Origin of the sequence: Lysobacter sp. S4-A87 (assembly GCF_022637455.1) — a bacterium.
Taxonomy (GTDB): Bacteria; Pseudomonadota; Gammaproteobacteria; order Xanthomonadales; family Xanthomonadaceae; genus Lysobacter_J.
Genome location: NZ_CP093341.1, coordinates 700,644 through 723,493, shown reverse-complemented (window position 1 = coordinate 723,493; position 22,850 = coordinate 700,644). Strand labels below are relative to the sequence as shown.

The following is a 22,850-nucleotide window of genomic DNA, read 5'->3' as shown; positions in this document are numbered from 1 at the left end:
CACTCCCGCCCACGGGCAACTCAGCGTTTCGTGGCTTCTGCCGCCGCCGTGCTGGCGGTGTCGTGATCGCGGGTTTCCTTCCAGCAGTCATCGACGTCGGATGCGTCCATCGTCGCGTACGGCTTGAACTCCGGCAGCGCGGCGGCCAGCTTCTGCTGCGAGTCCAGCATGGCCGGCAGGTGCGTGCACAGCTGCTTGGCGGCAGTGCGGACCTTGTCGGCTTCCGCCTCGACGCGCTTTTCGACGTCCTCGGTGTTGCCGGTGAACACACTCTTGAGCGATTCGGCCACGGCCCGGGTGGCCAGGTCGGCGCTCTCCATGCCGATATGCATGCCGGCCGTGGCGACGGCGACGACGTGGCTGCGGTACTCCAGCAACAACGTACGCTGCGCCGGCGTCACCGCCACGGCGCGGCCGTCGATCAGCAGGTCGCCCTTGGGGGTGATCTCGGCCTTCTTGCCACCGTTGTGCTCGTCTTTCGAGACGGTGATGTTGCCTTCCGAGATTTCCTTCTGCGCCTCGCCGATGGCTTCCTGGATGGCGGACGAGATGACCGTGGTTTCCTGCTTCTTGGCCGTCGGCGCGCTGCCCGACGCGCTGCCGGGAGCGCTGCCGGGAGCGGGATTCGCGCCACAGGCAGCCAGGAGCGAGATGCCGCCGAGCACGGCGGCGAACAGTACGGTGCGGCTTGAGGCAATCATGTCTAGCTCCTGGCGGGTGCGCGTGGGCGCGGATGCGCCCCCGGCTTGTCTTGGAATCAGTTGTCTTGCGGAACGTCGGCGCGACCAGACACGCCGCTGTGGTCGACCGAACCGCTGCCGACATGGTGCACGCTCAGGTTGCCGCGCACGTCGCGGACGTCGAGGTCGCCCGAACCGATCCGGTCGACATTGACGTCCCCACCGACATCAACCAGTTCGACGTCGCCCGAGCCGATGCTGCCGACCGTGGCGCCGCGACCGATGCGACGGGCGCTGAAGTCGCCGGAGCCGACACTGAGCAGCTGCAGCGAACCGATGGTGTCGAGCTCGATATCGCCGGAGTTGAGGTCGGCGGTGACCAGTCCGCGGATATCGCGCGCGTCGACATCGCCCGAGCCCAGGTCGATGCTCAGTGTCGAGGCACCGGTGACGCGGGCATCGCCGGAGCCGACCTTGAGCTGCACCGGCACGTTGTCCGGGATCGAGGCCTTGATATCGAGGTAGGCGTAGTGGTTGCCGCCAAAGTTGAAGGTGATGCCATCACTGCGTTCGGCTGTCACCACCAGCTTGTCGCCGACCCGCTGCTGGGTCAGCCGGAGGTCCTTCAGGCGGCCGGCGTCGGAAGCGCAGGCTTTGCCTTCGATGGCGGACCGGGCGCCGGGCGAGGCGGTGACGATGAGGTCGTGCGGACCGATATCGAACACCACGGCCTTCACCCCGGCCAGGTCGAGCTGCAGGTTGCGCGCTTCGGTGTGCTCGCAATAGGGCGCGGCGGCGTGGGCGACCGGCACCAGGCCAGCGCTGAGAGCTACGGCAAGGGCAACTGCGGACTTGTGGATCATGTTCGGTAGGCTCCGTGGGTCAGTGCAGCTGGGATGCGGGACAGTGGCCGAAGGTTGCGTGCCACCGTCCCGGCAAGCCCCGACGAGCGGCGATCAGCCGTCGTCGCGCCAGCGGCGCATGCGGATCGCGCCGTACAGCATGGCCGCACCGGCCACCGCGCCAATCCACAGCTGCGGCGTGAGCAGGACCGAGTACATCGTGCGCAGGTTGATCACCGAGTGGATCGCCTGCGGTCCATCGACACTGACCTCGCCGATGTTGGCCGCGTCGAACCAGGCGCCCGGCACGACGCTGGTCAGGCTGCGGGCGACGATGTTCTTCCAGAACCAGGCCGTATCCAGGTCGAAGGCGTGCATCAGGTCGAACCAGCCGACGAAGATGCCGGCGAAGATCGGGATGATCAGCGCCCACAGGAACGGCTTGCTCTTGGCCCAGGACGAGCACAGCATCAGCCAGCCGACGGTCGGCAGCGCCCACAGTGCATAGACCGGGATCGAGGCGAGCAGGTGTGCGCAGACCTTCAGCGGGCTCGCCGGCACCCACAGCAGGGTGTACGGATTGCCGCCGTGCAGGAGCACGACCAGGCTGTAGATCAGCATCGAGCCGAAGACGGTGAGGATGGCCGCGGTCGCGGCGATCACCGGCGCCATCACCGTGGCGCTGAGCACCTTCGACAGCACCGTGTCGCGGTCGGAGATCGGCAACGACTTCCAGAACAGCACGCTGCGGTCCTTGCGGTCGTCGTACAGGCTGCCAAGGCAGTAGAAGAACACCACGAAGGCGAGCACGACGAAGGGCCAGGTTGCAGCCATGTACAGGCTGGCATCGATCGCGCCGCCGAACTCGCGCAGCTCGTCCGGGCTGATCTTCTCGGTCAGGCGGGCCAGGTCGAGGCCGTTGACCTGGAAGCTGCCGCCTTCGACGTTGATCGTGGCGTGGTCGGGCACCTTGCGCAGCAGTACTTCGCCGGCACCGACGCCCATCAGGGTGAGCAGCAGCAGGATGCCGCCGGCCACCAGCGGGGCCCAGAAGAAACCGCCCTTGTGCTCCCAGAACTCGCGCTTGAGCAGCATCTTGTAGGTGTGGGTCGGGTGCGGCGCGGCCATCACGGCGGCGCGGCCTCCACCCTGGGATTCCTGGATTGCATTCATGCGTAGGTCCCCTTCATGGTGGCGACGAACAGGTCGGCCAGGCCCGGCGTGCGGGTTTCACCCAGGCCGGCCAGGTGTTCGTGCGGCACGGAATCGAACAGCATCACGGTCTTGCCGAAGGGCAGGGCGCGTTCGTCGATCGGCTTGAGCGCACGCGCCTGGTCGGTTTTCTCGCCGTTGACCAGCACTTCGATGAAGCGCTCGCCGAGCGATTCCATGTCGTTGTCGAGCACGATCTTGCCGTCGCGGATGAACATCACGTCGGTAAGGATGTGTTCGATCTCCTCGACCTGGTGGGTGGTGACCAGGATGGTCTTCTCCTCGTCGAAGTAGTCCTCCAGCAGGCGCTGGTAGAACTGCTTGCGATAGAGGATGTCCAGGCCCAGGGTCGGCTCGTCCAGCACCAGCAGCTTGGCGTCGATCGCCATCACCAGCGCCAGGTGCAGCTGCACGATCATGCCCTTGGACAGTTCGCGCACCCGCATGTTCGGGGTCAGCTTGGTGTGGGCGAGGAAGCGTTCGCAACGGGCGCGATCGAAGCGCGGGTGCACGCCGGCGACGAACTCGATCGCCTCCTTGACCCGGATCCAGCGCGGCAGCACCGCCACGTCGGCGATGAAGCACACGTCGCGCATGAGCTCGTCACGCTCGGTGCGCGGGTCGCGGCCGAGCACGCTGAGGGTGCCGTCGAACGGGATCAGGCCCAGGATGGCCTTGAGCGCGGTGGTCTTGCCGGCGCCGTTGGGGCCGATCAGACCGACGATGCGGCCGGCCGGGATCTCGAACGCGGTGTCGTCCAGCGCCAGCTTGTTCTTGTAGGCCTTGCGCAGGCCGTGGGCACTGACCACGGAGGCGGAAGTGGTGACGGGGGCGTTCATTGCGTGCCTGCCTTGACGTCGCTGGCCAGCAGTTCCTGTGCCGTCAGGCCCAGGCGCATGATGCGCTCGAGCACCAGCGGCCATTCCTCGCGCAGGAAGCGTTCGCGTTCATTGAACAGCAGTTTCTTTGCGGCCTCTTCGGTCACGTACATGCCCAGACCCCTGCGTTTTTCGACGAGAGCCTCGTCCGCCAGTTCCTGATAGGCGCGCGAGACAGTGATTGGATTGAGCTGATATTCGGCAGCGACCTGGCGCACGGAGGGAAGAGCGTCCCCGGGCTTGAGCACCCCGTCGAGCATCATCGCAATGACGCGCTCCTTCAGCTGGCGATAGATCGGAGCGCCGTCGCTCCATTGAATTGCGGTCATGGGTTCAGCCCCGCGGTGCGAATGAGAAATAAGGCATGACTAGGGTTTGCCGGCGGTGCCGGGCGGCAGTCCTTGCCTGCTTCTTTTCGGTATCGATGGTGGCGCTCTCGAAAGACCTGGAACTTTTCACCGCTTCGGCCAGGGCCGCGGCGGTTGCGATCTCAGCGGTCAGGGCGGCGGCGTCGGCCAGGCTGTCGACCTGGTCGGCGCGGCGCTCGATGCTGCGGGCGAGGGCTTCGACCTGCTCGCCATGGCTGGCGGTCGGATCGGAAGGCGTGAAGGTGAATTCGACCGGACCCACGTTCAGGGCGATCGGGCGAGACTGCGGTTGCTGCGGCGCGGGGAGCGCCATCGACAGGCACAGCGCCAGGGTCGAAGCCGAGGCGAGCAGGGCGAGGAAGGAGTTGTGGAGCCTGCGGTTCATGGTGGGCGTCCTGCTCTTTGGTCAACCGGTGTTGTAGGCAACTATAACACCTAAATACTTCCGGTCAAGCCCAGCCCACCCAACTGATGGCATAGGCCGATGAACGGCACCTTTGACCGGCACCATGAGGCGAGGAGCCCGGTCAGGGGATTCGCCGTGCTCGGCTTTCCTCCGGCGACTTCAAGGCACAGGAATTCGAGGACGAAAAGCAGATCCAGGAGTTTCTGCACGCTGACTGATCGCCAGCTATGGCAGCGAGACCCCGCCGGACGACCCGGCGGTGGTCGCGGCCATTGAGCAGGCACTCAGGGTCCGTGGCCCCGGCGCGAAACAATTGCCGGAACAAACGCGCCGCAGGACGGTCCGACGATACTGCGCGCGCGGTCATTGCCCATGCGATGCTGTGCCGCGACAATGCACCGCTTGCGTGGCGGTGCCGGTAGCCGGTGTCGCCGATACGCAACCCGGCCAGCCCGGCCGATGATTTTTCCCATACGGAGCAGGTACCCGATGAAGGCTTTTGTGCGCGGCGCCGCCGTGTTGATCACCACTGCGGCCACGCTGTTCGGCGCGGCAGCCTCTGCCCAGGACAAGACCGTGCTTACTACCGACCGCGACAAGGCCAGCTACATGGTTGGCAGCGATATCGCCCAGTCCATCGCCCCGGTGGCGCCGGACATCGACCTGGCTGCCTTCGAGCGTGCCATCAAGAACGCCTTCGACGGCGGCAAGCCGCTGATCACCGAGGACGAGGCGCAGGTCGTCGGTCCGGCGCTGATGCAGCGCATCGCTTCGCGCTCTGGCCAGGCTCCGGCCGGCGCCAAGGTGCCTGACGTGGCCAAGGACAAGGTCGCCTATCTGGTCGGCGCCGACGTCGGCCGTTCGCTGGCGCCGATCAAGGATGAACTCGAGTTGCCGGTGGTGGTGCAGGCGATCCGCACCAGCTTCAACAAGGGCACGCCGCTCTTGAGCGAGGCCGAGCAGGGCGCGGTGCGCCAGAGCTTCCAGCAGAAGGTGCAGGCCAAGATGCAGGCACAGGCTTCGGCACTGGGCGACAAGAACAAGGCCGACGGTGCCGCGTTCCTGGCCAAGAACAAGGCGGTCAAGGGCGTGTTCACGACCGGCTCGGGCCTGCAGTACATGATCCTGCGCCAGGGTTCGGGTGCGCGTCCGAAGTCGACCGACCAGGTCCGCGTCAACTACCACGGCACGCTGCTCGACGGCACCGTGTTCGACAGCTCCTACGATCGCGGCCAGCCGGCCGAGTTCGCCCTGAACCAGGTCATCGCCGGCTGGACCGAAGGCGTGGGCATGATGCCGGTCGGCAGCAAGTTCCGCTTCTGGATCCCGGGCGACCTGGCATATGGCCCGAAGGGCACGCCGGGCGGCCCGATCGGCCCGAACGCGACGCTGGTGTTCGACGTTGAATTGATGTCCATCCTCTGAGGCCGGACGGTACGTCTACCGTTCAGTTCGAAGCTGGCAGTTTGTCAGGCCAAAGCAGCAGCGTGAGGCACGTGCCACGCTGCCGCCCCCGATGCCGACCCCTTATTCCTGGAGCCTCCATCCGATGAAGTTTTCCCCGCGCCACACCGCACTCGCCCTGGCCGTCGCCTCGCTTGCGGTGGTGACCACCGCCTGCAACAAGCCTGCAGACAAGGCCGCCGACGCCGGCAAGGCCGATACCGCTGCCGAAGCCGGCAAGGACGGCGCAAAGACGATCCCGGGCCTGGCGACCGAGAAGGAGCAGGTCAGCTACATGATCGGCATGGACATGGCGCGCTCGCTGGAGCCGGTCAAGGATGAGATCGACCTGGACACCCTGCACAAGGCGCTCAAGAGCTCGCTCGCCGGCGAGAAGCTGCTGCTCGACGACAAGCAGTCTGCCGAGATCCGCGAGGCGTTCGCGCAGAAGGTTCAGGCGCAGCGCATCGCCAAGATGATGGCCGATGCCAAGAAGAATCTTGAGGACGGTGAGAAGTTCCTCGCCGAGAACGGCAAGAAGCCGGGCGTCGTCACCACCGCCTCGGGCCTGCAGTACCAGGTGCTGACCGAAGGCAAGGGCGCCAAGCCCAGCGCCACCGACGCCGTCAGCGCGCACTACAAGGGCGCGCTGCTCGACGGCAAGACCTTCGACAGCTCGTACGATCGCGGCGAGCCGGCGACGTTCGTGCTCGGCCAGCTGGTGCCGGGCTGGCAGGAAGGCATTTCGCTGATGCCGGTCGGCAGCAAGTACCGCTTCTGGATCCCGAGCAAGCTGGCCTATGGCGAGCAGGGCGCAGGCCCGATCGGCCCGAACCAGACCCTGGTGTTCGAGGTCGAACTGCTCGACATCGTCAAGCCCGGCGACAATGCGAAGAAGTGAGTAACGGGTAATCACACAGGCGCGGGAAGCGCGAACCGCTTCCCGCACCTGCAGACTCGTTCCTCGTTGGAGTACCTATGCGCGTCACCATCTTCGGCACCGGATACGTCGGCCTCGTCACCGGCACCTGCCTGGCCGACGTCGGCCACGACGTGATCTGCGTCGACATCGACCAGGCCAAGGTCGACGGCCTCAACAACGGCGTGATCCCGATCTACGAGCCGGGACTGGAGCCGATGGTCAAGGCCAACCACGCCGCCGGACGCCTGCGTTTCACCACCGATGCCGAAGCGGCGGTCGGCCATGGTGACGTGGTGTTCATTGCCGTGGGCACGCCGCCGGACGAGGACGGCAGCGCCGACCTCAAGTACGTGCTGGCAGTGGCGCGCACGATCGGTCGCCATCTTGAGCGGCAGGTCGTGGTGGTCAACAAATCGACCGTGCCGGTCGGCACCGCCGACAAGGTGCGGGCGACGATCGCGGGCGAGCTGGCCGCGCGTGGCGCGGAGTTCGGATTCGAAGTCGCGTCCAATCCGGAATTCCTCAAGGAAGGCGATGCAGTCAACGACTGCATGCGCCCGGACCGGATCGTGATCGGCGCCAGCAGCGCGGCGGCGGTGGACAAGCTCAAGCGCCTGTACGCACCGTTCAATCGCAACCACGAGCGCATCGTGGTGATGGACGTGCGTTCGGCGGAGCTGACCAAGTACGCCGCCAATGCGATGCTGGCGACCAAGATCAGCTTCATGAACGAGATCGCCAACATCGCCGAGAAGGTCGGTGCCGACGTGGAGATGGTGCGCCAGGGCATCGGCTCGGATCCGCGCATTGGCTGGCATTTCATCTATCCGGGCGCCGGCTACGGTGGCTCGTGCTTCCCCAAGGACGTGCAGGCGCTGGCGAAGACGGCCCAGCAGCACGGCTATGACGCGCAGTTGCTGGGCGCGGTCGAGTCGGTCAACGACCGCCAGAAGGAGCACCTGTTCGAGCTGATCGGCCGCCATTACGACGGCGCGATCGCCGGCAAGACGTTCGCGGTGTGGGGCCTGGCGTTCAAGCCCAACACCGACGACATGCGCGAGGCCTCGAGCCGGCGCCTGTTGCAGCTGCTCTGGGACGCCGGTGCGAAGGTGCGCGCGTACGATCCGGAGGCCAGTGAAGAAGCGCAGCGGATCTTCGGCGAGCGCGATGACCTGGTGCTGTGCGATTCGGCGCGGGCGACGCTGGCCGACGCCGACGCACTGGTGGTGGTGACCGAGTGGAAGCAGTTCCGCAGCCCGGATTTCCAGCGCCTGGGCCAGTCGCTGGCCGACCGCGTGATCTTCGACGGCCGCAATCTCTATCACCCCGACGAAGTCGAAGCGGCGGGGCTGGCGTACTACGGCATCGGGCGTGGTCGCTCGATCCTCATTGACTGACGTGCCGTCGTGAGCAGCCAGAGCGAACTCGAACAGCGCCTGATCGACCTGGAGATGCGCGTTGCATTCCAGGAGCAGGCCCTGACCGAACTGAGCGACGCGCTGGCAGGCGCGCGCGAGGAAGAAGGTCGCAATGCGTTGTTGCTGCATCGCGTGCTTGAGGAACTCAAGCAGATGCGCATGGCAATGTCGACCAACCCGATCACCGGCGACGCATCGCAAGAACCGCCCCCGCCGCACTACTGATACGACGCAATGAGCAATAGTCTTCGCGATGAATTGATGGGGCTCGGGTTCAAGCCTGCGCCCAAGCCCGAGCCCAAGCCCAAGCCTGAGCGCCCGGCGCAGCCCAGGCAGGATGGCAGGCCCGGTGCCAGGCCCGCTGGCAAGCATGGCGCGCGCGGCCCTGCGCCCGGTGCCGGGCCGCATGGTGGCAAGCCAGGTGGTCATGCGGCAGGTGCGCACAAGGGCGATCCTCGCAAGGGCGATCCTCGCAGGGGTGATCCTCGCAGGGGTGATCCTCGCCAGGGTGACCCCCGCAAACCGGGCGGCCCACGCCCGGGCGGCAAGCCGCAGTCGCGCGAGGACATCGACCTGGCCAAGGCCTATGCGATCCGTGCCCAGCGCGAGAAGGACGAGCGCATCGCCGCCGAAGCGGCCAAGCAGGAAGAAGCGCGGCAGCGTCGCGAGGCGCGCGCGAAGCTTGCCGAGCTGGTCAAGGACAAGGCGCTCAACGACCCGGCCGCCGAGATCGCACGCCACTTCCCGTACGGCGGCAAGATCAAGCGCATCTACGTCAACGAGACCCAGCTGAAGGCGCTCAACGCGGGCGAACTGGGCGTGCTGCAGATGGACGGTCGCTACGTGCTGGTCAGCGCCGAAATGCTGGCGCAGGCCGAGCAGATCTTCGCCGCGGCGATCGCGTTGAAGGTCGATCCGGATGCACCGGCGGGCGAGGATCCGTACGCAGACCCGCAGTACCAGGTGCCCGACGACCTGGTCTGGTAACCGTCGTCCCGGCGTACGCCGGGACGCTTTTGGGCCTGATTCCGGCGTACGCCGGGATGACGAGCCTGTCGTCTACTCCGGGTCGTAATCCAGGTTCGATGCCAGCCAGCGTTCGGCCTGCGCAAGACTGACGCCCTTGCGCCGGGCGTAATCCTCGACCTGTTCCTTCGATACGCGACCGACCACGAAGTACTGGCTGTCGGGGTGGCTGAAGTAGTAGCCCGACACCGCAGCTGCCGGGTACATGGCGAAGCTCTCGGTCAACTGCAGCCCGGCATTGCGTGGCGCATCGAGCATCGCGAAAAGCGTGGCTTTCTCGCTGTGCTCCGGACAGGCCGGGTAGCCAGGGGCAGGGCGGATGCCGCGATAGCCTTCGTGGATCAGCGCGTCGTTGTCGAGCGCTTCGTCGGCGGCAAAGCCCCAGAACTCCTTGCGAACACGTTCGTGCAGGCGCTCGGCCAGTGACTCGGCGAAGCGGTCGGCGAGGGCCTTGAGCAGGATCGCGTTGTAGTCGTCGTGGTCGGCCTCGAAGCGGGCCACGTGTTCCTCGATGCCCAGTCCGGCGGTGACGGCGAATCCGCCGATCCAGTCCTGCCGGCCCGAGTCCTTCGGTGCGATGAAATCGGCCAGGCAGAAATCCGGGCGCTCGACCGGCTTGTCGACCTGCTGGCGCAGGAAGTGCAGGGTGGTCGGCGTTGCCCCGGTGTCGACGACGACGTCGTCGCCGAGGCTATTGGCCGGCCACAGGGCGAACACGGCCTTCGCCTTCAACCACTTCTCGTCGACGATGCGCTTGAGCATGGCCTTGGCGTCGCCAAACAACTCGCGTGCCTGTGCGCCGACGATCTCGTCGTCGAGGATGGCCGGATACTTCCCGGCCAGTTCCCACGTGTTGAAGAACGGCGTCCAGTCGATGTAGTCGACCAGCTCCGCCAGCGGATAGTCGTCGAATACGTGCAGTCCGGGCTGCTTCGGCGCCGGCGGCACGTAGTCCTGCCAGCGGCCATCGAAGCGCTGCCCGCGCGCCTTCGCCAGCGGCACCAGACGCTTGCCGTCGCCACGATGCTTGTGGCGCTCGCGGATCTCTGCGTAGTCGGCATCGTTGGCGGCGACGAAGCCGATGCGCAGGTCCGGGCTGATCAGCGATTGCGCGACGCCGACGGCGCGCGATGCGTCCTTCACCCACACAGTCGGCGACTTGTAATGGGGATCGATCTTGAGCGCAGTGTGCGCGCGCGAAGTGGTCGCGCCACCGATCAGCAGCGGCATGTGGAAGCCCTGGCGCTGCATCTCGCGGGCGACGTGGCTCATCTCCTCCAGCGACGGCGTGATCAGGCCGGACAGGCCAATCAGGTCGGCGTTCTCGGCGCGCGCGCGGTCGAGGATGGTCTGCGCCGGCACCATCACGCCCAGGTCGACCACCTCGAAATTGTTGCAGGCCAGGACCACGCCGACGATGTTCTTGCCGATGTCGTGGACGTCGCCCTTGACCGTGGCCATGACGATCTTGCCGTTGGACTTGCCGACGTCACCGGTGCGCAGCTTCTCGGCTTCGATGTAGGGCAACAGGTAGGCCACCGCCTTCTTCATCACGCGGGCGGACTTCACCACCTGCGGCAGGAACATCTTGCCGGCGCCGAACAGGTCGCCGACGACATTCATGCCGTCCATCAGTGCACCTTCGATCACATCGAGCGGGCGCGTGGACAATGCCCGCGCTTCCTCGGTGTCGGTCTCGATGTACTGGTCGATGCCGTGCACCAGCGAGTGGCTCAGTCGCTCGCGGACCGGCTTCTCGCGCCAGGCCAGGTCCTCGACCCGCTTCTCGCCCTTCTTGCCCTTGTAGCGGTCGGCGATCTCCAGCAGGCGCTCGGTGCCGTCGCTGCGGCGGTTGAGCACCACGTCCTCGACCCGCTCGCGCAGATCGGCTTCGAGGTCGTCATACAGCGGCAGGGCGCCGGCGTTGACGATGCCCATGTCCATGCCGGCGCGGATCGCGTGGTACAGGAACACCACGTGGATTGCCTGGCGCACCGGCTCGTTGCCACGGAACGAGAAGCTGACGTTGGAAACGCCCCCGGAAATGTGGCTGAACGGAAAGCGACGCTTGAGCTCGCGGGTGGCCTCGATGAAGGCGACCGCATAGTCGTTGTGCTCGTCGATGCCGGTGGCGATCGCGAACACGTTGGGATCGAAGATGATGTCTTCCGGCGGGAATCCGATTTCCTGCGTCAGCAGCCGGTAGGCGCGCGAGCAGATATCCACCTTGCGCTCGACGGTGTCGGCCTGGCCGGTCTCGTCGAAGGCCATCACCACCACGGCCGCGCCGTAGCGGCGCACCAGGCGCGCCTGGCGCAGGAACTCCGCCTCGCCTTCCTTCATCGAGATCGAGTTGACGATGCCCTTTCCCTGCAGGCACTTTAGGCCGGCCTCGATGACGCTGAACCTGGAACTGTCGACCATCACCGGTACGCGCGCGATGTCGGGCTCGGCGGCCATCAGGTTGAGGAAGTCGACCATGGCCCGCTCGGAGTCGAGCATGCCTTCGTCCATGTTGACGTCGATGACCTGGGCGCCGTTCTCGACCTGCTGGCGCGCGACGACGACTGCCTCGTCGAGGCGGCCTTCGAGGATCAGTTTCTTGAACTGCGCCGAGCCGGTGACGTTGGTGCGCTCACCGACATTGATGAAGTTGCTTTCCGGGGTGATCTGCAGCGGTTCCAGGCCACTGAGGCGGGTCTGACGGGGCAATGAGCTCATGCCGCCTGCTCCGCTTCGGCGTTTTCGAGCGAGGGCAGGATGCGGGGCGGATAGGCCGCCACGGCCTCCGCGATCGCTGCAATGTGCGCCGGCGTCGTGCCGCAGCAACCTCCGACCAGGTTCAGCAGGCCGGCCTGGGCGAACTCGCCCAGTACGGCGGCCATGTCTTCCGGTGTTTCGTCGTAGCCGCCGAACGCATTGGGCAGGCCGGCATTGGGGTGGGTACTGATATTGGAATCGGCAACCTGTGCCAGGACATCGACGTGCGCGCGCAGGTCCTTGGCGCCGAGCGCGCAGTTGAGCCCGATCGCCAGCGGCTGCGAATGCCGCAGCGAGTACCAGAATGCTTCGGCGGTCTGGCCCGACAGGGTGCGCCCGGAGGCATCGGTGATCGTGCCGGAGATCATCACCGGAAGGCGTGCGCCGCGCGCGTCGAATGCTTCCTCGATCGCGAACAGCGCGGCCTTGGCATTGAGCGTGTCGAACACGGTCTCGACCATCAGCACGTCGGCGCCACCGTCGATCAGGCCGTCGGCGGCTTCGCGGTAGGCCACGCGCAGTTCGTCGAAGGTGATCGCGCGAAAGCCCGGGCGGTTCACGTCGGGGCTGAGCGAGGCGGTGCGGCTGGTCGGTCCGAGCACGCCGATGACGAAGCGCGGACGGCCTGGCGTCCTTGCCTCGGCGGCGTCGCAGGCGGCGCGGGCCAGGCGCGCCCCGGACTCGTTGAGCTCGCGTGCCAGATGCTCCAGACCGTAGTCGGCCAGCGACACCGTGGTGGAGTTGAACGTATTGGTTTCGATCAGGTCGGCGCCTGCATCCAGGTACTGCGAGTGGATGCTGCCGATGATGTCCGGCTGGGTCAGGGTGAGCAGATCGTTGTTGCCACGCTGGTCGCGTGCGCAGCCGCAACCATCGCCGTGCACGTGCTCGGCGCTGGCATAGGCACGGTCATAGCCATGGGCGAAGCGTTCGCCGCGGTAGGCGGCTTCGTCGAGTTCATGGCGCTGGATCATCGTGCCCATGGCGCCGTCGATGATCGCAATGCGCTCGCGCAGCAGCTGCTGCAGCGACTGGGCGCGTTCGGGGTTGAGCCAGGGGAGGATGCTCATGTCAGGCTTTCCTGCTTGCTTTGCGTGGTGCCGGCTTCGATTCGGCAGATTTCGATTCGGCAACCTTCGATTCAGCAGATTGCGATTCGGTCGTGGCGGCCGCGCCCGGCTTGCGCGCGATCAGGGCGATGACTTCGAAATGCGGGGGGCGTCGCTCGCGGGTGACTGTTTCGCAACTGCTGATCTCGAACCCGGCCTTGCCGACGAACTTCGACAGGTCCTTCTCGCTGAAGCCGAGATTGACGTGGCCGTAGGCCTCGACCGCGCCGCGGTGCTCGTGCCGGGCCAGGCTGGTCAGCAGCAGGCGACCGCCGGGGCGCAGCACGCGCGCGGCTTCTGCCACAGCCTGCGCCGGATGATCGGCATAGGTCAGCGCATGCATCAGCACGACCAGGTCGAAATGATCGTCGGCGAAGGGCAGTGCATGCATGTCGCCTTCGCGCACTTCGACGTTCCTGAGCTTGCGCAGGCGTTCGGAGGCGGCCAGGACCACCTTGGTGCTGGAATCCAGGCAGACGTAGCGGTGCGAGTGCGGCGCCAGCAGTTCCGCCAGGACGCCATCGCCCGAGGCGATGTCGAGCACGTCGCCCGGCTCGAGCAGCGGCAGGGCCGAGCGTGCCAGCGCTTCCCAGGTGCGCCCCGGGGAGTAGTGGCGCTCCATGTCGCCTGCGACCGAGTCGGCCCAGTTCTGCTCGGACGCGCGCGCCGCGAGGACATTGCCTACGCGGTCGGCGTCCTGGCGCAGCAGCGGGTCGTCGCTGCCTTCACGCAGCGTTTGCCACAGTGCCCGCTGCGCCGAATCCAGCGCGGCATCATCGAACCGGTAGTACGCCGAGACGCCGGAGCGGCGATCGCGGACCAGGCCGGCTTCCTTCAGCTTTGCCAGATGCGTCGAAACGCGGGGTTGGGCGAGGCGGGTGATCGCCGAAAGTTCGGCGACCGTCAATTCTTCACGCTCGAGCAGCGCCAGCAGTCGCACGCGGGTGGCGTCGGCGAACACTTTCAGACGCAGCGACCAGCCTTCAAGATCCATGATGTATCAACCTATCGCGATATAGCGATAAGTTTCGCCCCGCAAGGCCTTGGGGGTCAAGCGCGGCCATCGTCGCGCACTCTGGATCCCGGCTTTTGCCGGAATGACGGCCAGCAGGCGCTTTGCAGCGCAGGCCGAAAGGGCCGACGGGGTGCTGCACAACAACCTCGGGGCCTGCCAATCGTGCACGAGACGGCTACAATTCTCCGCCTGCAGCAATCAAACACCCCAATACTTGCAACCCCGAGGTAGCCGACGTGGATTTTCGCTTCACTGAAGAGCAGTTGATGATCCAGGATGTGGCCCGCCGCATCGCCCAGGAAAAGATTGCTCCCAGCGCTGAGCACCACGACCAGACCGGCGAGTTTCCGCTGGCGAACATCCGCACCCTCGGCGAGAACGGCCTGATGGGCATCGAGGTGCCGGCCGAGTACGGCGGCGCCGGAATGGACCCGATCAGCTACGTGCTGGCGATGATCGAGATCGCCGCCGGCGACGCCGCCCACTCGACGATTGTTTCGGTCAACAATTCGCTGTTCTGCAACGGCATCCTCAAGTTCGGCAGCGAAGACCAGAAGCAGCTGTACGTGCGCGCGATTGCCGAAGGCCGCGAGATCGGCGCCTTCGCGCTGACCGAGCCGCAGTCGGGCTCCGATGCCACCGCGATGCGCTGCAAGGCCATCAAGCAGGCCGACGGCACCTACCTGATCAACGGCAAGAAGAGCTGGATCACCTCCGGCCCCGTCGCCAAGTACATCGTCCTGTTCGCGATGACCGAGCCGGACAAGGGTGCGCGTGGCATCACCGCGTTCATGATCGATACCGCCAAGCCCGGTTTCCACCGCGGCAAGACCGAGCCCAAGCTCGGCATCCGCGCCTCGGCCACGTGCGAGATCGAGTTCGACAACTATGTCGCCCAGCCGGAAGACGTGCTCGGTGACGAAGGCCACGGTTTCAAGATCGCCATGAGCGTGCTCGACGCCGGCCGGATCGGCATTGCCAGCCAGGCCATCGGTATCGCCCGCGCTGCCTACGAGAAGACCCTGGAGTACGTGCGCGAGCGCAAGGCATTCGGCGCCCCGATCGGCACCTTCCAGATGACCCAGGCGAAGATCGCCGACATGAAGTGCAAGCTCGACGCGGCTACACTGCTGACGCTGCGCGCGGCATGGCAGAAGGGCCAGCACGAGCAGGGCGGCGCCCGCTTCAGCAACGAAGCGGCGATCGCCAAGCTCACCGCCTCGGAAGCGGCGATGTGGATCACCCACCAGGCCGTGCAGATCCATGGCGGCATGGGCTATTCCAAGGAGATGCCGCTGGAGCGGTATTTCCGCGATGCCAAGATCACCGAGATCTACGAGGGCACCAGCGAGATCCAGCGCCTGGTCATCGCCCGCAACGAGACCGGCCTGCGCTGAGGCCGGCCGTAGCAATCGGCCACGAGCGACACATTTTTTGTGTAGCGCGAGTTGTAGCGATCTAAAAGCAGTAGCGAGCCACGTCATGAAACGTTTCGGATCGTCACGCCCTACCGCCTGCCCTGTCGACCGCGGTGGCGGCCTCCTGACAACGGCCCGCCTCCGCAAACCCGGAGGCGGCGCACGCGACGCCGTCCCGGACGCAATGCGCCCACTGCTCGCGCCGCGCCAAGTCGCGCCCGCGAACTGCCCGTACTGAACCGTATCCCCCTGGCCCGCGCGAATAGCGTGGGCCTCTTTCCATTGGACCTTCAGTTCCCATGAGCATCAAACGCAACGTTGCTGCCAAACCCGCCGCCAAGGCCCCGTCGACCAAGTCGAAGGTGCCGTCCAAGGCCTCATCGACGGTGAAGAACGACACCGTCTCACTCGAACCGATCATCGCCGCCATGCGCAAGCGCCTGCCGAAGGCGCGCCATGCCGAGGCCGAGGCGTTCATCAACGCCTTCTACAAGCGCATGAGCAGCGACGAGCTGCCGCAGCACAATGCCGACGGCTGGGCCGAGCTGGCCACCGACTTCCTCGACTTCGCGCGTGCGCGCAAGCCGGGCTCGGCGCTGGTGCAGCTGTTCAACCCGACGATCAAGAACGAAGGCTGGGAATCGACCCACACCGTCGTCCAGATCGCCAATGACGACATGCCGTTCCTGGTCGATTCGGTGACCATGGCGCTGGCCGAGCAGGGCATCGGCGTGCACGTGCTGGGGCACCCGGTGGTGACTTTCCGCCGTGACAAGACCGGCAAGCTGGTCGCCGTCGGCGAAGGCGTTTCCGAATCGCTGATGCACCTGGAGATCGACCGCCAGCCGCAGGAGGCGATGCCGAAGATCAAGCAGGCGCTGGAAGCGGTGCTGGCCGATGTCCGCGCCTCGGTGCGCGACTGGCCGCAGATGAAGGCCAAGATGCAGGCCATCGCCGAGGACCTGGGCTCGCGCAAGCTGCCGGTCAGCGATGCCGGCAAGCACGAGGCGCAGGAGTTCCTGCGCTGGGCCGCCGACAACCACTTCACTTTCCTGGGCTTCCGCGAATACGACGTCGTCGACAAGGCCGGGCAGCAGGTGCTCGCCGCCGACAAGGCCAGCGGCATGGGCCTGCTGCGTGGACAGGACGTCGGCAAGCCGCGCCTGCTGACCTCGCTGGCGGCGCACTACATGCCGCAGTCCGGTTCGGTCGATGCGCTGATCCTGACCAAGACCAACGCCCGCGCCACCGTCCATCGCCCCGGCTACATGGACTACATCGGCATCCTCAGCTTCGACGCCAAGGGGCAGCCGGTTCGCGAGGAGCGTTTCCTGGGCCTGTACACCTCCAGCGCCTACAACCGCCGCCCGTGGGATATCCCGCTGGTGCGCCAGCGGCACCAGTACGTGATGGAAAAGTCCGGCCTGGCGCCCGACAGCCATAGCGGCAAGGCGCTGCGTCACATCCTGGAGAGCCTGCCGCGCGATGAGCTGTTCCAGTCCAACGAGGAAGAGCTGCTGCGCACGGCGACCGGCATCCTCGGCCTGCAGGAGCGCGTGCGCAGCAAGCTGTTCCTGCGCCGCGACCGTTACGGCCGTTACTTCTCGGTGCTCGTCTACATCCCGCGTGACCGCTTCAACACCGACATGCGCCTGCGCATCGAGGCGATGCTCAAGCGCGAACTGCACGGCGAGCACGTCGACTCCTCGGTCACGCTCGGCGGTGAGTCGCCGCTGGCGCAGGTGCACCTGATCGTGCGTCCGAAGAGTGGCGAAGCCGCGCGCGAGGACATTTCCGCGGCTGAGGCGGCGCACATCGACGCAGAACTGTCGAAGATCGTGCGCAACTGGCAGGACGACCTGCGCGAGAAGCTGATCGAGCGCCACGGCGAAGAGCGCGGCCTGGCGCTGACCAACAGCTTCGGTCGTGCGCTTCCGACCGGCTACATCGAGGAAGTCAGCGCCGGCGTCGCCGCCGACGACGTCGATCACCTGGCCGCGCTGAGCGGCCCGGACGACCTGCGCCTGAGCCTCTACCGCGCCCACCGCGGCGTCGGCGGGCTGCGTTTCAAGTTCTATCGCGAGCACGACGACATCCCGCTGTCGGATGCGCTGCCGATGATGGAGAACATGGGGCTGCGGGTGATCTCCGAGCACCCGTACCGCCTGCTCGCTGGCGACAAGGCCACCGGCTCGAAGAACACCGGCTCCAAGACCATGTTCATCCAGGACTTCGAGGTCGAGATCGCCGATGCCAACCTCGACATCTCCAGCCTCGATGCCAACTTCGAGGAAGCGTTCGCCCAGATCTGGCGCGGCAATGCCGAGAACGACGGCTTCAACCGCCTGATCCTGACCGCCAACCTGTCGTGGCGCCAGGTGGCGATGCTGCGCGGCTACACCAAGTACCTGATGCAGGTCGGCGTGCCGTTCTCGCAGCCGTACGTCGAAGCCACGCTCAATCGCTACCCGCTGCTGGCGCGCCTGCTGGTGGAGCTGTTCGAAGCCAAGTTCGACCCGATCACCGGCAACGAGAGCAAGGCCGAGATCAAGGCCGGCATGGAGCAGTTCGCCGCCCAGCTCAAGACCCTGGCCAACGGCGACGAAGCCGCGCTGGCCGTGCTCAAGCCGGCTATCGATGCGCGCGCCGGCAAGCGAGATGCGCAGGTCGAAGCCACCCGTACCGCGATCAAGGGCCTGCTGGATCGCGTCGCCAGCCTCGACGAAGACCGCATCCTGCGCAGCTTCATCGGCGTGATCGATGCGACCCTGCGCACCAGCTACTACATCCAGTACAAGAACGGCCTGCGCGCCGACGGCGGCCCGACCGACTACATCAGCTTCAAGTTCGACTCCAGCAAGGTGCCGGACCTGCCCAAGCCGCGCCCGTACCGCGAGATCTTCGTGTATGGCCCCCGCGTGGAAGGCGTGCACCTGCGCTTCGGTCCGGTGGCCCGCGGCGGCCTGCGCTGGTCGGATCGTCGCGAGGACTTCCGCACCGAAGTGCTCGGCCTGGTCAAGGCGCAGATGGTCAAGAACACCGTGATCGTGCCGGTTGGCTCCAAGGGCGGCTTCTTCGCCAAACAGCTGCCGGACCCCGCGGTCGACCGCGACGCCTGGTTCAACGAGGGCGTGGCCTGCTACCAGCGCTTCATCAACGGCCTGCTCGACATCACCGACAACCTGGCCGATGGCAAGGTTGTGCCGCCGTCGAACGTGGTGCGTCATGACGGCGACGACCCGTACCTGGTCGTGGCCGCCGACAAGGGCACGGCGACCTTCTCCGACATCGCCAACGCCATTGCCCGCGCGCATGGCTACTGGCTCGATGACGCGTTCGCTTCGGGCGGCTCGGTCGGCTATGACCACAAGGGCATGGGCATCACCGCACGCGGCGCCTGGGAATCGGTCAAGCGCCACTTCCGTGCGATGGGCCGCGACAGCCAGAAGCAGGACTTCACCGTGGTCGGCGTCGGCGACATGTCCGGCGACGTGTTCGGCAACGGCATGCTGCTGAGCAAGCACATCCGCCTGCTGGCCGCGTTCGACCATCGCCACATCTTCCTGGACCCGAACCCGGATGCGGCGGTGACGTTCAAGGAACGCCAGCGCATGTTCAAGCTGCCGCGTTCGAGCTGGGACGACTACGACAAGTCGCTGATCAGCAAGGGCGGCGGCGTGTTCCCGCGCTCGGCCAAGTCGATCCCGCTGTCGCCGGAGATCAAGGCCGCGCTGGGCATCGACAACGGCGTGACGGCAATGAGCCCGGTGGAGCTGCTCAGCGCCATCCTCAAGGCGCCCGTCGACTTGCTGTGGAACGGCGGCATCGGCACCTACGTCAAGGCCAGCAGCGAGACCAATGCAGACGTCGGTGACCGCGCCAACAACGCGCTTCGCGTCAATGGCCGCGACCTGCGCTGCAAGGTCGTGGGCGAGGGCGGCAACCTGGGCATGACCCAGCTTGGCCGCATCGAAGCGGCGCAGCACAACGTGCTGCTCAACACCGACTTCATCGACAACTCCGCCGGCGTGGACACCTCCGACCATGAGGTGAACATCAAGATCCTGCTCAACGGCGAAGTGCAGAAAAAGAAGCTGACGGTGCCGGACCGCAACAAGCTGCTGGCGCAGATGACCGACGAGGTCGGCCTGCTGGTGCTCAACGACAACTACCGCCAGAACCAGGCGCTGAGCCTGATGGAGCGGATGAGCGTGCACCGTCTGGGCTCCAAGCAGCACTTCATCCAGACGCTGGAATCGCAGGGCCTGCTCGACCGCCAGATCGAGTTCCTGCCGTCCGATGCCGAGATCGCCGAGCGCAAGGCACGTGGCCAGGGCCTGACCCGTCCGGAGCTGGCGGTGCTGCTGTCGTACTCGAAGATCGTGCTGTTCCAGCAGCTGCTCGAATCGGATGTGCCGGAAGACCCGTACCTGTCCAAGGAGCTGGTGCGCTACTTCCCGCAGCCGCTGCAGGCCAAATACGCCAAGTCGATGGAGAACCATCGCCTGAAGCGCGAGATCATCGCCACCGCGGTGACCAACTCGATGGTCAACCGCATGGGCGCGACGTTCACCCTGCGCATGACCGAGGACACCGGCCGCACGCCGGCCGAGGTCGCCGAGGCCTACACCATCGCCCGCGAAGCGGTGGATGCGCGTGGCCTGTGGGCGCAGATCGACGCGCTCGACGGCAAGGTGCCCGAGGGCGTGCAGGTCGACGCCCTGCAGGTGATCTGGCACCTGCTGCGCTCGATGTCGCGCTGGCTGCTGTCGCGTCCGGGCAAGATGCCGGAGATCGCGACGGCGATGGCGCGGTACGGCGACGGAATCAATGCCGTACGCGGGGCGGTTCCGGGCGTGCTCTCGGACGTCCGTCGCGAGAACTTCGCCGCACGCCTGGCCGAATGGAAGGGCAAGGGCCTGCCGGCGGTGCTGGCAGAACAGCTGGCCGCACTGCCGCTGCTGGAGTTCGGTTGCGACATCGTGGAGATCTCGCTGGCGCGCAAGATGTCGCCGGTCGAAGTGGCCCGTGCCTACTTCTCGCTCGGTGCGGCGCTGCATCTGCCGTGGCTGTACGAGCAGGTCGAGCAACTGCCGGTCGACGGCCGTTGGCAGGCACTGGCCCGCGGCGCCCTGCGCGACGAACTGGCGACGCAGGCGCGCACGCTGGTCTCGCAGATCCTCGCCGACGGCGGCAAGAAGCCGGCCGAAGCCAAGGTCGAAGCCTGGCTCAAGCGCGACGACGCGTCGCTGCGCTTCACCCAGGCGATGTTCTCCGACCTGCTCAACCAGAAGTCGCTCGACTATCCGACGCTGTCGGTGGCCGTGCGTCGCCTGGCACAGGTAGCGGCCTCCGGCGCGTAACAGCGCCGCGCAGGCAGTAAGAAGCCCCGGCATGTCCGGGGCTTTTTTTTCGCCAGGTAGCCCGGGTAAGCGAAGCGCACCCGGGGATCGCGTGCGTCACCGCCGGGTGCGCTTCGCTTACCCGGGCTACGGCTCAACGATTCCCGGGGCGCCGGGTTATGCTGATCCCATCCACCCGGAGCCGCCGATGACCGCGACGCCACGCATCGCCTTCCTGGCCAGTACCGCCGACGAAGCACAACGCGCACTGGCCGAACTGGTTGCACGACACGGCCAGCACGAACCTGGCGACGCCGACGTGATCGTCGCGCTCGGCGGCGATGGCTTCATGCTCTCGACGCTGCACCGCCATGGCAGCCTTGGGCGGCCCGTCTATGGCATGAAGCTGGGCACGGTCGGCTTCCTGATGAACCACCACGGCGGCGACGGCCTGATGGGCCGGCTGCACGCGGCCGAGCCGGCGGTGCTGCGCCCCCTGGAAATGGTCGCGCAGACAGAGTCCGGTGCGACCGTCGGCTCCCTGGCGTACAACGAGGTGTCACTGCTGCGCCAGACACGCCAGGCCGCACACCTGCGCATCGACCTCAACGGCGAGACCCGTCTGGACGAGTTGATCTGCGACGGCGTGCTGGTGGCGACCTCGGCCGGCAGCACGGCGTACAACTTCTCCGCGCACGGGCCGATCCTGCCGTTGGGTGCGAATGTCGTCGCGCTGACCCCGATCGCCGCGTTCCGGCCGCGCCGTTGGCGTGGCGCGGTGCTCAAGGCCGACACCGAGGTCTGCTTCCGCGTCCTGGACCCCTACAAGCGCCCGGTCAGCGCCACCGCCGACTCGCACGAGGTCCGCGACGTCGTCGAGGTGACCATCCGCGAGTCGCACGACCGCACCGTCACCCTGCTGTTCGACCCGGAGCACAACCTGGAAGAACGGATGCTGGCCGAGCAGTTCACCAGCGGCTAGCCAACGTAGCCCGGGTAAGCGAAGCGCACCAGGGGCGCGCGCGATCCCGGGTGCGCTTCGCTTACCCGGGCTACCTGGCGGGCGTCGCAGTGGGCGAGACTGGCGTGCGGCATAATGCCCGCCATGCCCGACCGTGACGCCGATCCCCTGATAGTCGCGATTTCCTCGCGCACGCTGTTCGACATGGAAGACAGCCATGCGCTGTTCGAGCGCGAGGGCATCGATGCCTATGCCGACTTCCAGCGTGCCCATGAGGACGACCTGCTGACACCGGGCGTCGCCTTCCCGCTGGTGCGCAAGCTGCTCGCGCTCAACGAAGGTGCGCCGGCGGAGGCACCGCGGGTCGAGGTGATCCTGATCTCGCGCAATTCGGCCGACAGCGGCCTGCGCATCTTCAACTCGATCGCCCACCATGGCCTCGCCATCAAGCGCGCGGCCTTCAGCAACGGCGCGCCGCCGTTTCCGTACATCCGGCCGTTTGGCGCCGATCTGTTCCTGTCGGCCAATGCCGAGGACGTGCGCAATGCGCTGGTCGCCGGCGTCGCTGCGGCGACGCTGCTGCCGTCACGCGCGCCGCAGCAGCGCCGTGACCAGCTGCGCATCGCCTTCGACGGCGATGCGGTGATCTTCGATGACGAAGGCGAGCGGGTCTCGCGCGAGGGCGGCCTGGCCGCGTTCGCCGAACATGAGCGCAACCACGCCGGAGAGCCGCTCTCGGGTGGACCGTTCCGTGGCTTCCTCGATGCCCTGCACCGGTTGCAGGAGGCGTTCCCGACCGGTCAGAACGCACCGATCCGTACCGCCCTGGTCACTGCGCGCTCGGTGCCCGCGCATGAACGCGTGATCCGCACGCTGCGCGAATGGGGCATCCGCCTCGATGAAGCGCTGTTCCTGGGAGGCCGCGCCAAGGGCCCGTTCCTGGAAGCGTTCGGCGCCGATATCTTCTTCGACGACTCCGAGCACAACATCGTCTCCGCGCGCGGTCACGTTGCCGCGGGGCACGTGCCCCACGGCATTGCCAATCGCTGA

At 66.5% G+C, this 22,850-nt stretch carries 18 protein-coding genes; 9 read left to right on the top strand and 9 right to left on the bottom strand.

Going from position 1 to position 22,850, the window contains the following annotated elements; all coding sequences use genetic code 11:
• Positions 1-20 precede the first annotated feature (20 nt).
• The 6 genes from MNR01_RS03280 to MNR01_RS03255 form a co-directional block, all read right to left on the bottom strand.
• A complete protein-coding gene (locus MNR01_RS03280) occupies positions 21-701 on the bottom strand; it encodes a YggN family protein (RefSeq protein ID WP_241919553.1) in 681 nt (226 codons plus the stop codon).
• A 56-nt stretch (positions 702-757) separates the two neighbouring features.
• Complete coding sequence (locus tag MNR01_RS03275; RefSeq protein WP_241919552.1) at positions 758-1,543, bottom strand: DUF4097 family beta strand repeat-containing protein; 786 nt, start codon at positions 1,541-1,543, stop codon at positions 758-760.
• A gap of 93 nt (positions 1,544-1,636) precedes the next feature.
• Positions 1,637-2,650, bottom strand: a complete 1,014-nt coding sequence (locus MNR01_RS03270; RefSeq protein ID WP_241920515.1) for an ABC-2 transporter permease — start codon at positions 2,648-2,650, stop codon at positions 1,637-1,639.
• A gap of 41 nt (positions 2,651-2,691) precedes the next feature.
• Positions 2,692-3,573 (bottom strand): ABC transporter ATP-binding protein, encoded by an 882-nt coding sequence (locus MNR01_RS03265; RefSeq protein WP_241919551.1) that lies wholly within the window; start codon positions 3,571-3,573, stop codon positions 2,692-2,694.
• The gene (locus MNR01_RS03260) at positions 3,570-3,941 is read right to left on the bottom strand and encodes a GntR family transcriptional regulator (protein ID WP_158730778.1); all 372 of its coding nucleotides are present in this window, start codon (positions 3,939-3,941) and stop codon (positions 3,570-3,572) included. Before MNR01_RS03260 ends, MNR01_RS03265 begins: the two co-directional genes overlap by 4 nt.
• Before the next feature lie 4 nt (positions 3,942-3,945).
• Entirely contained in the window at positions 3,946-4,365 is a 420-nt protein-coding gene (locus tag MNR01_RS03255) for a hypothetical protein (RefSeq protein WP_241919550.1), read from the bottom strand.
• A 510-nt stretch (positions 4,366-4,875) separates the two neighbouring features.
• Here MNR01_RS03255 and MNR01_RS03250 point away from each other — a divergent pair.
• From MNR01_RS03250 to MNR01_RS03230, 5 genes are all read left to right on the top strand, one after another.
• A complete protein-coding gene (locus MNR01_RS03250; protein ID WP_241919549.1) occupies positions 4,876-5,811 on the top strand; it encodes an FKBP-type peptidyl-prolyl cis-trans isomerase in 936 nt (311 codons plus the stop codon).
• Between the two features lie 124 nt (positions 5,812-5,935).
• Positions 5,936-6,730 carry an FKBP-type peptidyl-prolyl cis-trans isomerase gene (locus tag MNR01_RS03245; RefSeq protein WP_241919548.1) on the top strand — a complete coding sequence of 265 codons (795 nt, stop codon included), beginning with the start codon at positions 5,936-5,938 and terminating at the stop codon, positions 6,728-6,730.
• A gap of 77 nt (positions 6,731-6,807) precedes the next feature.
• Positions 6,808-8,148 carry a UDP-glucose/GDP-mannose dehydrogenase family protein gene (locus MNR01_RS03240; protein ID WP_241919547.1) on the top strand — a complete coding sequence of 447 codons (1,341 nt, stop codon included), beginning with the start codon at positions 6,808-6,810 and terminating at the stop codon, positions 8,146-8,148.
• 9 nt (positions 8,149-8,157) lie between these two features.
• On the top strand, positions 8,158-8,394 hold the full coding sequence (locus MNR01_RS03235; protein ID WP_256451865.1) for a SlyX family protein: 237 nt from the start codon (positions 8,158-8,160) through the stop codon (positions 8,392-8,394).
• Positions 8,395-8,403: 9 nt separating this feature from the next.
• Positions 8,404-9,156: a DUF2058 family protein gene (locus MNR01_RS03230; RefSeq protein WP_241919546.1), complete on the top strand. Its 753-nt coding sequence runs from the start codon at positions 8,404-8,406 to the stop codon at positions 9,154-9,156.
• A 72-nt stretch (positions 9,157-9,228) separates the two neighbouring features.
• Here the strand turns inward: MNR01_RS03230 and metH are convergent, their stop codons facing one another.
• The 3 genes from metH to MNR01_RS03215 are packed head-to-tail and all read right to left on the bottom strand — an operon-like array spanning position 9,229 to position 14,058.
• Complete coding sequence (metH, locus tag MNR01_RS03225) at positions 9,229-11,916, bottom strand: methionine synthase (protein ID WP_241919545.1); 2,688 nt, start codon at positions 11,914-11,916, stop codon at positions 9,229-9,231.
• On the bottom strand, positions 11,913-13,025 hold the full coding sequence (locus tag MNR01_RS03220) for a homocysteine S-methyltransferase family protein (protein WP_241919544.1): 1,113 nt from the start codon (positions 13,023-13,025) through the stop codon (positions 11,913-11,915). Before MNR01_RS03220 ends, metH begins: the two co-directional genes overlap by 4 nt.
• 1 nt (position 13,026) lies before the next feature.
• Positions 13,027-14,058: a metalloregulator ArsR/SmtB family transcription factor gene (locus tag MNR01_RS03215; protein ID WP_241919543.1), complete on the bottom strand. Its 1,032-nt coding sequence runs from the start codon at positions 14,056-14,058 to the stop codon at positions 13,027-13,029.
• A gap of 218 nt (positions 14,059-14,276) precedes the next feature.
• On the opposite strand from MNR01_RS03215, the gene MNR01_RS03210 reads away from it, so the two are divergent.
• The 4 genes from MNR01_RS03210 (at position 14,277) to MNR01_RS03195 (ending at position 22,850) form a co-directional block, all read left to right on the top strand.
• Positions 14,277-15,476 (top strand): acyl-CoA dehydrogenase family protein, encoded by a 1,200-nt coding sequence (locus MNR01_RS03210; protein ID WP_345779039.1) that lies wholly within the window; start codon positions 14,277-14,279, stop codon positions 15,474-15,476.
• Between the two features lie 449 nt (positions 15,477-15,925).
• On the top strand, positions 15,926-20,860 hold the full coding sequence (locus MNR01_RS03205) for an NAD-glutamate dehydrogenase domain-containing protein (protein ID WP_345779038.1): 4,935 nt from the start codon (positions 15,926-15,928) through the stop codon (positions 20,858-20,860).
• Between the two features lie 187 nt (positions 20,861-21,047).
• The gene (locus MNR01_RS03200) at positions 21,048-21,821 is read left to right on the top strand and encodes an NAD kinase (RefSeq protein ID WP_241919540.1); all 774 of its coding nucleotides are present in this window, start codon (positions 21,048-21,050) and stop codon (positions 21,819-21,821) included.
• Between the two features lie 123 nt (positions 21,822-21,944).
• A complete protein-coding gene (locus MNR01_RS03195; RefSeq protein WP_241919539.1) occupies positions 21,945-22,850 on the top strand; it encodes a 5'-nucleotidase in 906 nt (301 codons plus the stop codon).

What these genes read in the sequence shown, in the direction of transcription:
- MNR01_RS03280 (WP_241919553.1), bottom strand. Translation starts at nt 701, where the DNA reads ATGATTGCCTCAAGCCGCACCGTACTGTTCGCCGCCGTGCTCGGCGGC.
- MNR01_RS03275 (WP_241919552.1), bottom strand. Translation starts at nt 1,543, where the DNA reads ATGATCCACAAGTCCGCAGTTGCCCTTGCCGTAGCTCTCAGCGCTGGC.
- MNR01_RS03270 (WP_241920515.1), bottom strand. Translation starts at nt 2,650, where the DNA reads ATGGCCGCGCCGCACCCGACCCACACCTACAAGATGCTGCTCAAGCGC.
- MNR01_RS03265 (WP_241919551.1), bottom strand. Translation starts at nt 3,573, where the DNA reads ATGAACGCCCCCGTCACCACTTCCGCCTCCGTGGTCAGTGCCCACGGC.
- MNR01_RS03260 (WP_158730778.1), bottom strand. Translation starts at nt 3,941, where the DNA reads ATGACCGCAATTCAATGGAGCGACGGCGCTCCGATCTATCGCCAGCTG.
- MNR01_RS03255 (WP_241919550.1), bottom strand. Translation starts at nt 4,365, where the DNA reads ATGAACCGCAGGCTCCACAACTCCTTCCTCGCCCTGCTCGCCTCGGCT.
- MNR01_RS03250 (WP_241919549.1), top strand. Translation starts at nt 4,876, where the DNA reads ATGAAGGCTTTTGTGCGCGGCGCCGCCGTGTTGATCACCACTGCGGCC.
- MNR01_RS03245 (WP_241919548.1), top strand. Translation starts at nt 5,936, where the DNA reads ATGAAGTTTTCCCCGCGCCACACCGCACTCGCCCTGGCCGTCGCCTCG.
- MNR01_RS03240 (WP_241919547.1), top strand. Translation starts at nt 6,808, where the DNA reads ATGCGCGTCACCATCTTCGGCACCGGATACGTCGGCCTCGTCACCGGC.
- MNR01_RS03230 (WP_241919546.1), top strand. Translation starts at nt 8,404, where the DNA reads ATGAGCAATAGTCTTCGCGATGAATTGATGGGGCTCGGGTTCAAGCCT.
- metH (WP_241919545.1), bottom strand. Translation starts at nt 11,916, where the DNA reads ATGAGCTCATTGCCCCGTCAGACCCGCCTCAGTGGCCTGGAACCGCTG.
- MNR01_RS03220 (WP_241919544.1), bottom strand. Translation starts at nt 13,025, where the DNA reads ATGAGCATCCTCCCCTGGCTCAACCCCGAACGCGCCCAGTCGCTGCAG.
- MNR01_RS03215 (WP_241919543.1), bottom strand. Translation starts at nt 14,058, where the DNA reads ATGGATCTTGAAGGCTGGTCGCTGCGTCTGAAAGTGTTCGCCGACGCC.
- MNR01_RS03205 (WP_345779038.1), top strand. Translation starts at nt 15,926, where the DNA reads ATGCGCAAGCGCCTGCCGAAGGCGCGCCATGCCGAGGCCGAGGCGTTC.
- MNR01_RS03200 (WP_241919540.1), top strand. Translation starts at nt 21,048, where the DNA reads ATGACCGCGACGCCACGCATCGCCTTCCTGGCCAGTACCGCCGACGAA.
- MNR01_RS03195 (WP_241919539.1), top strand. Translation starts at nt 21,945, where the DNA reads ATGCCCGACCGTGACGCCGATCCCCTGATAGTCGCGATTTCCTCGCGC.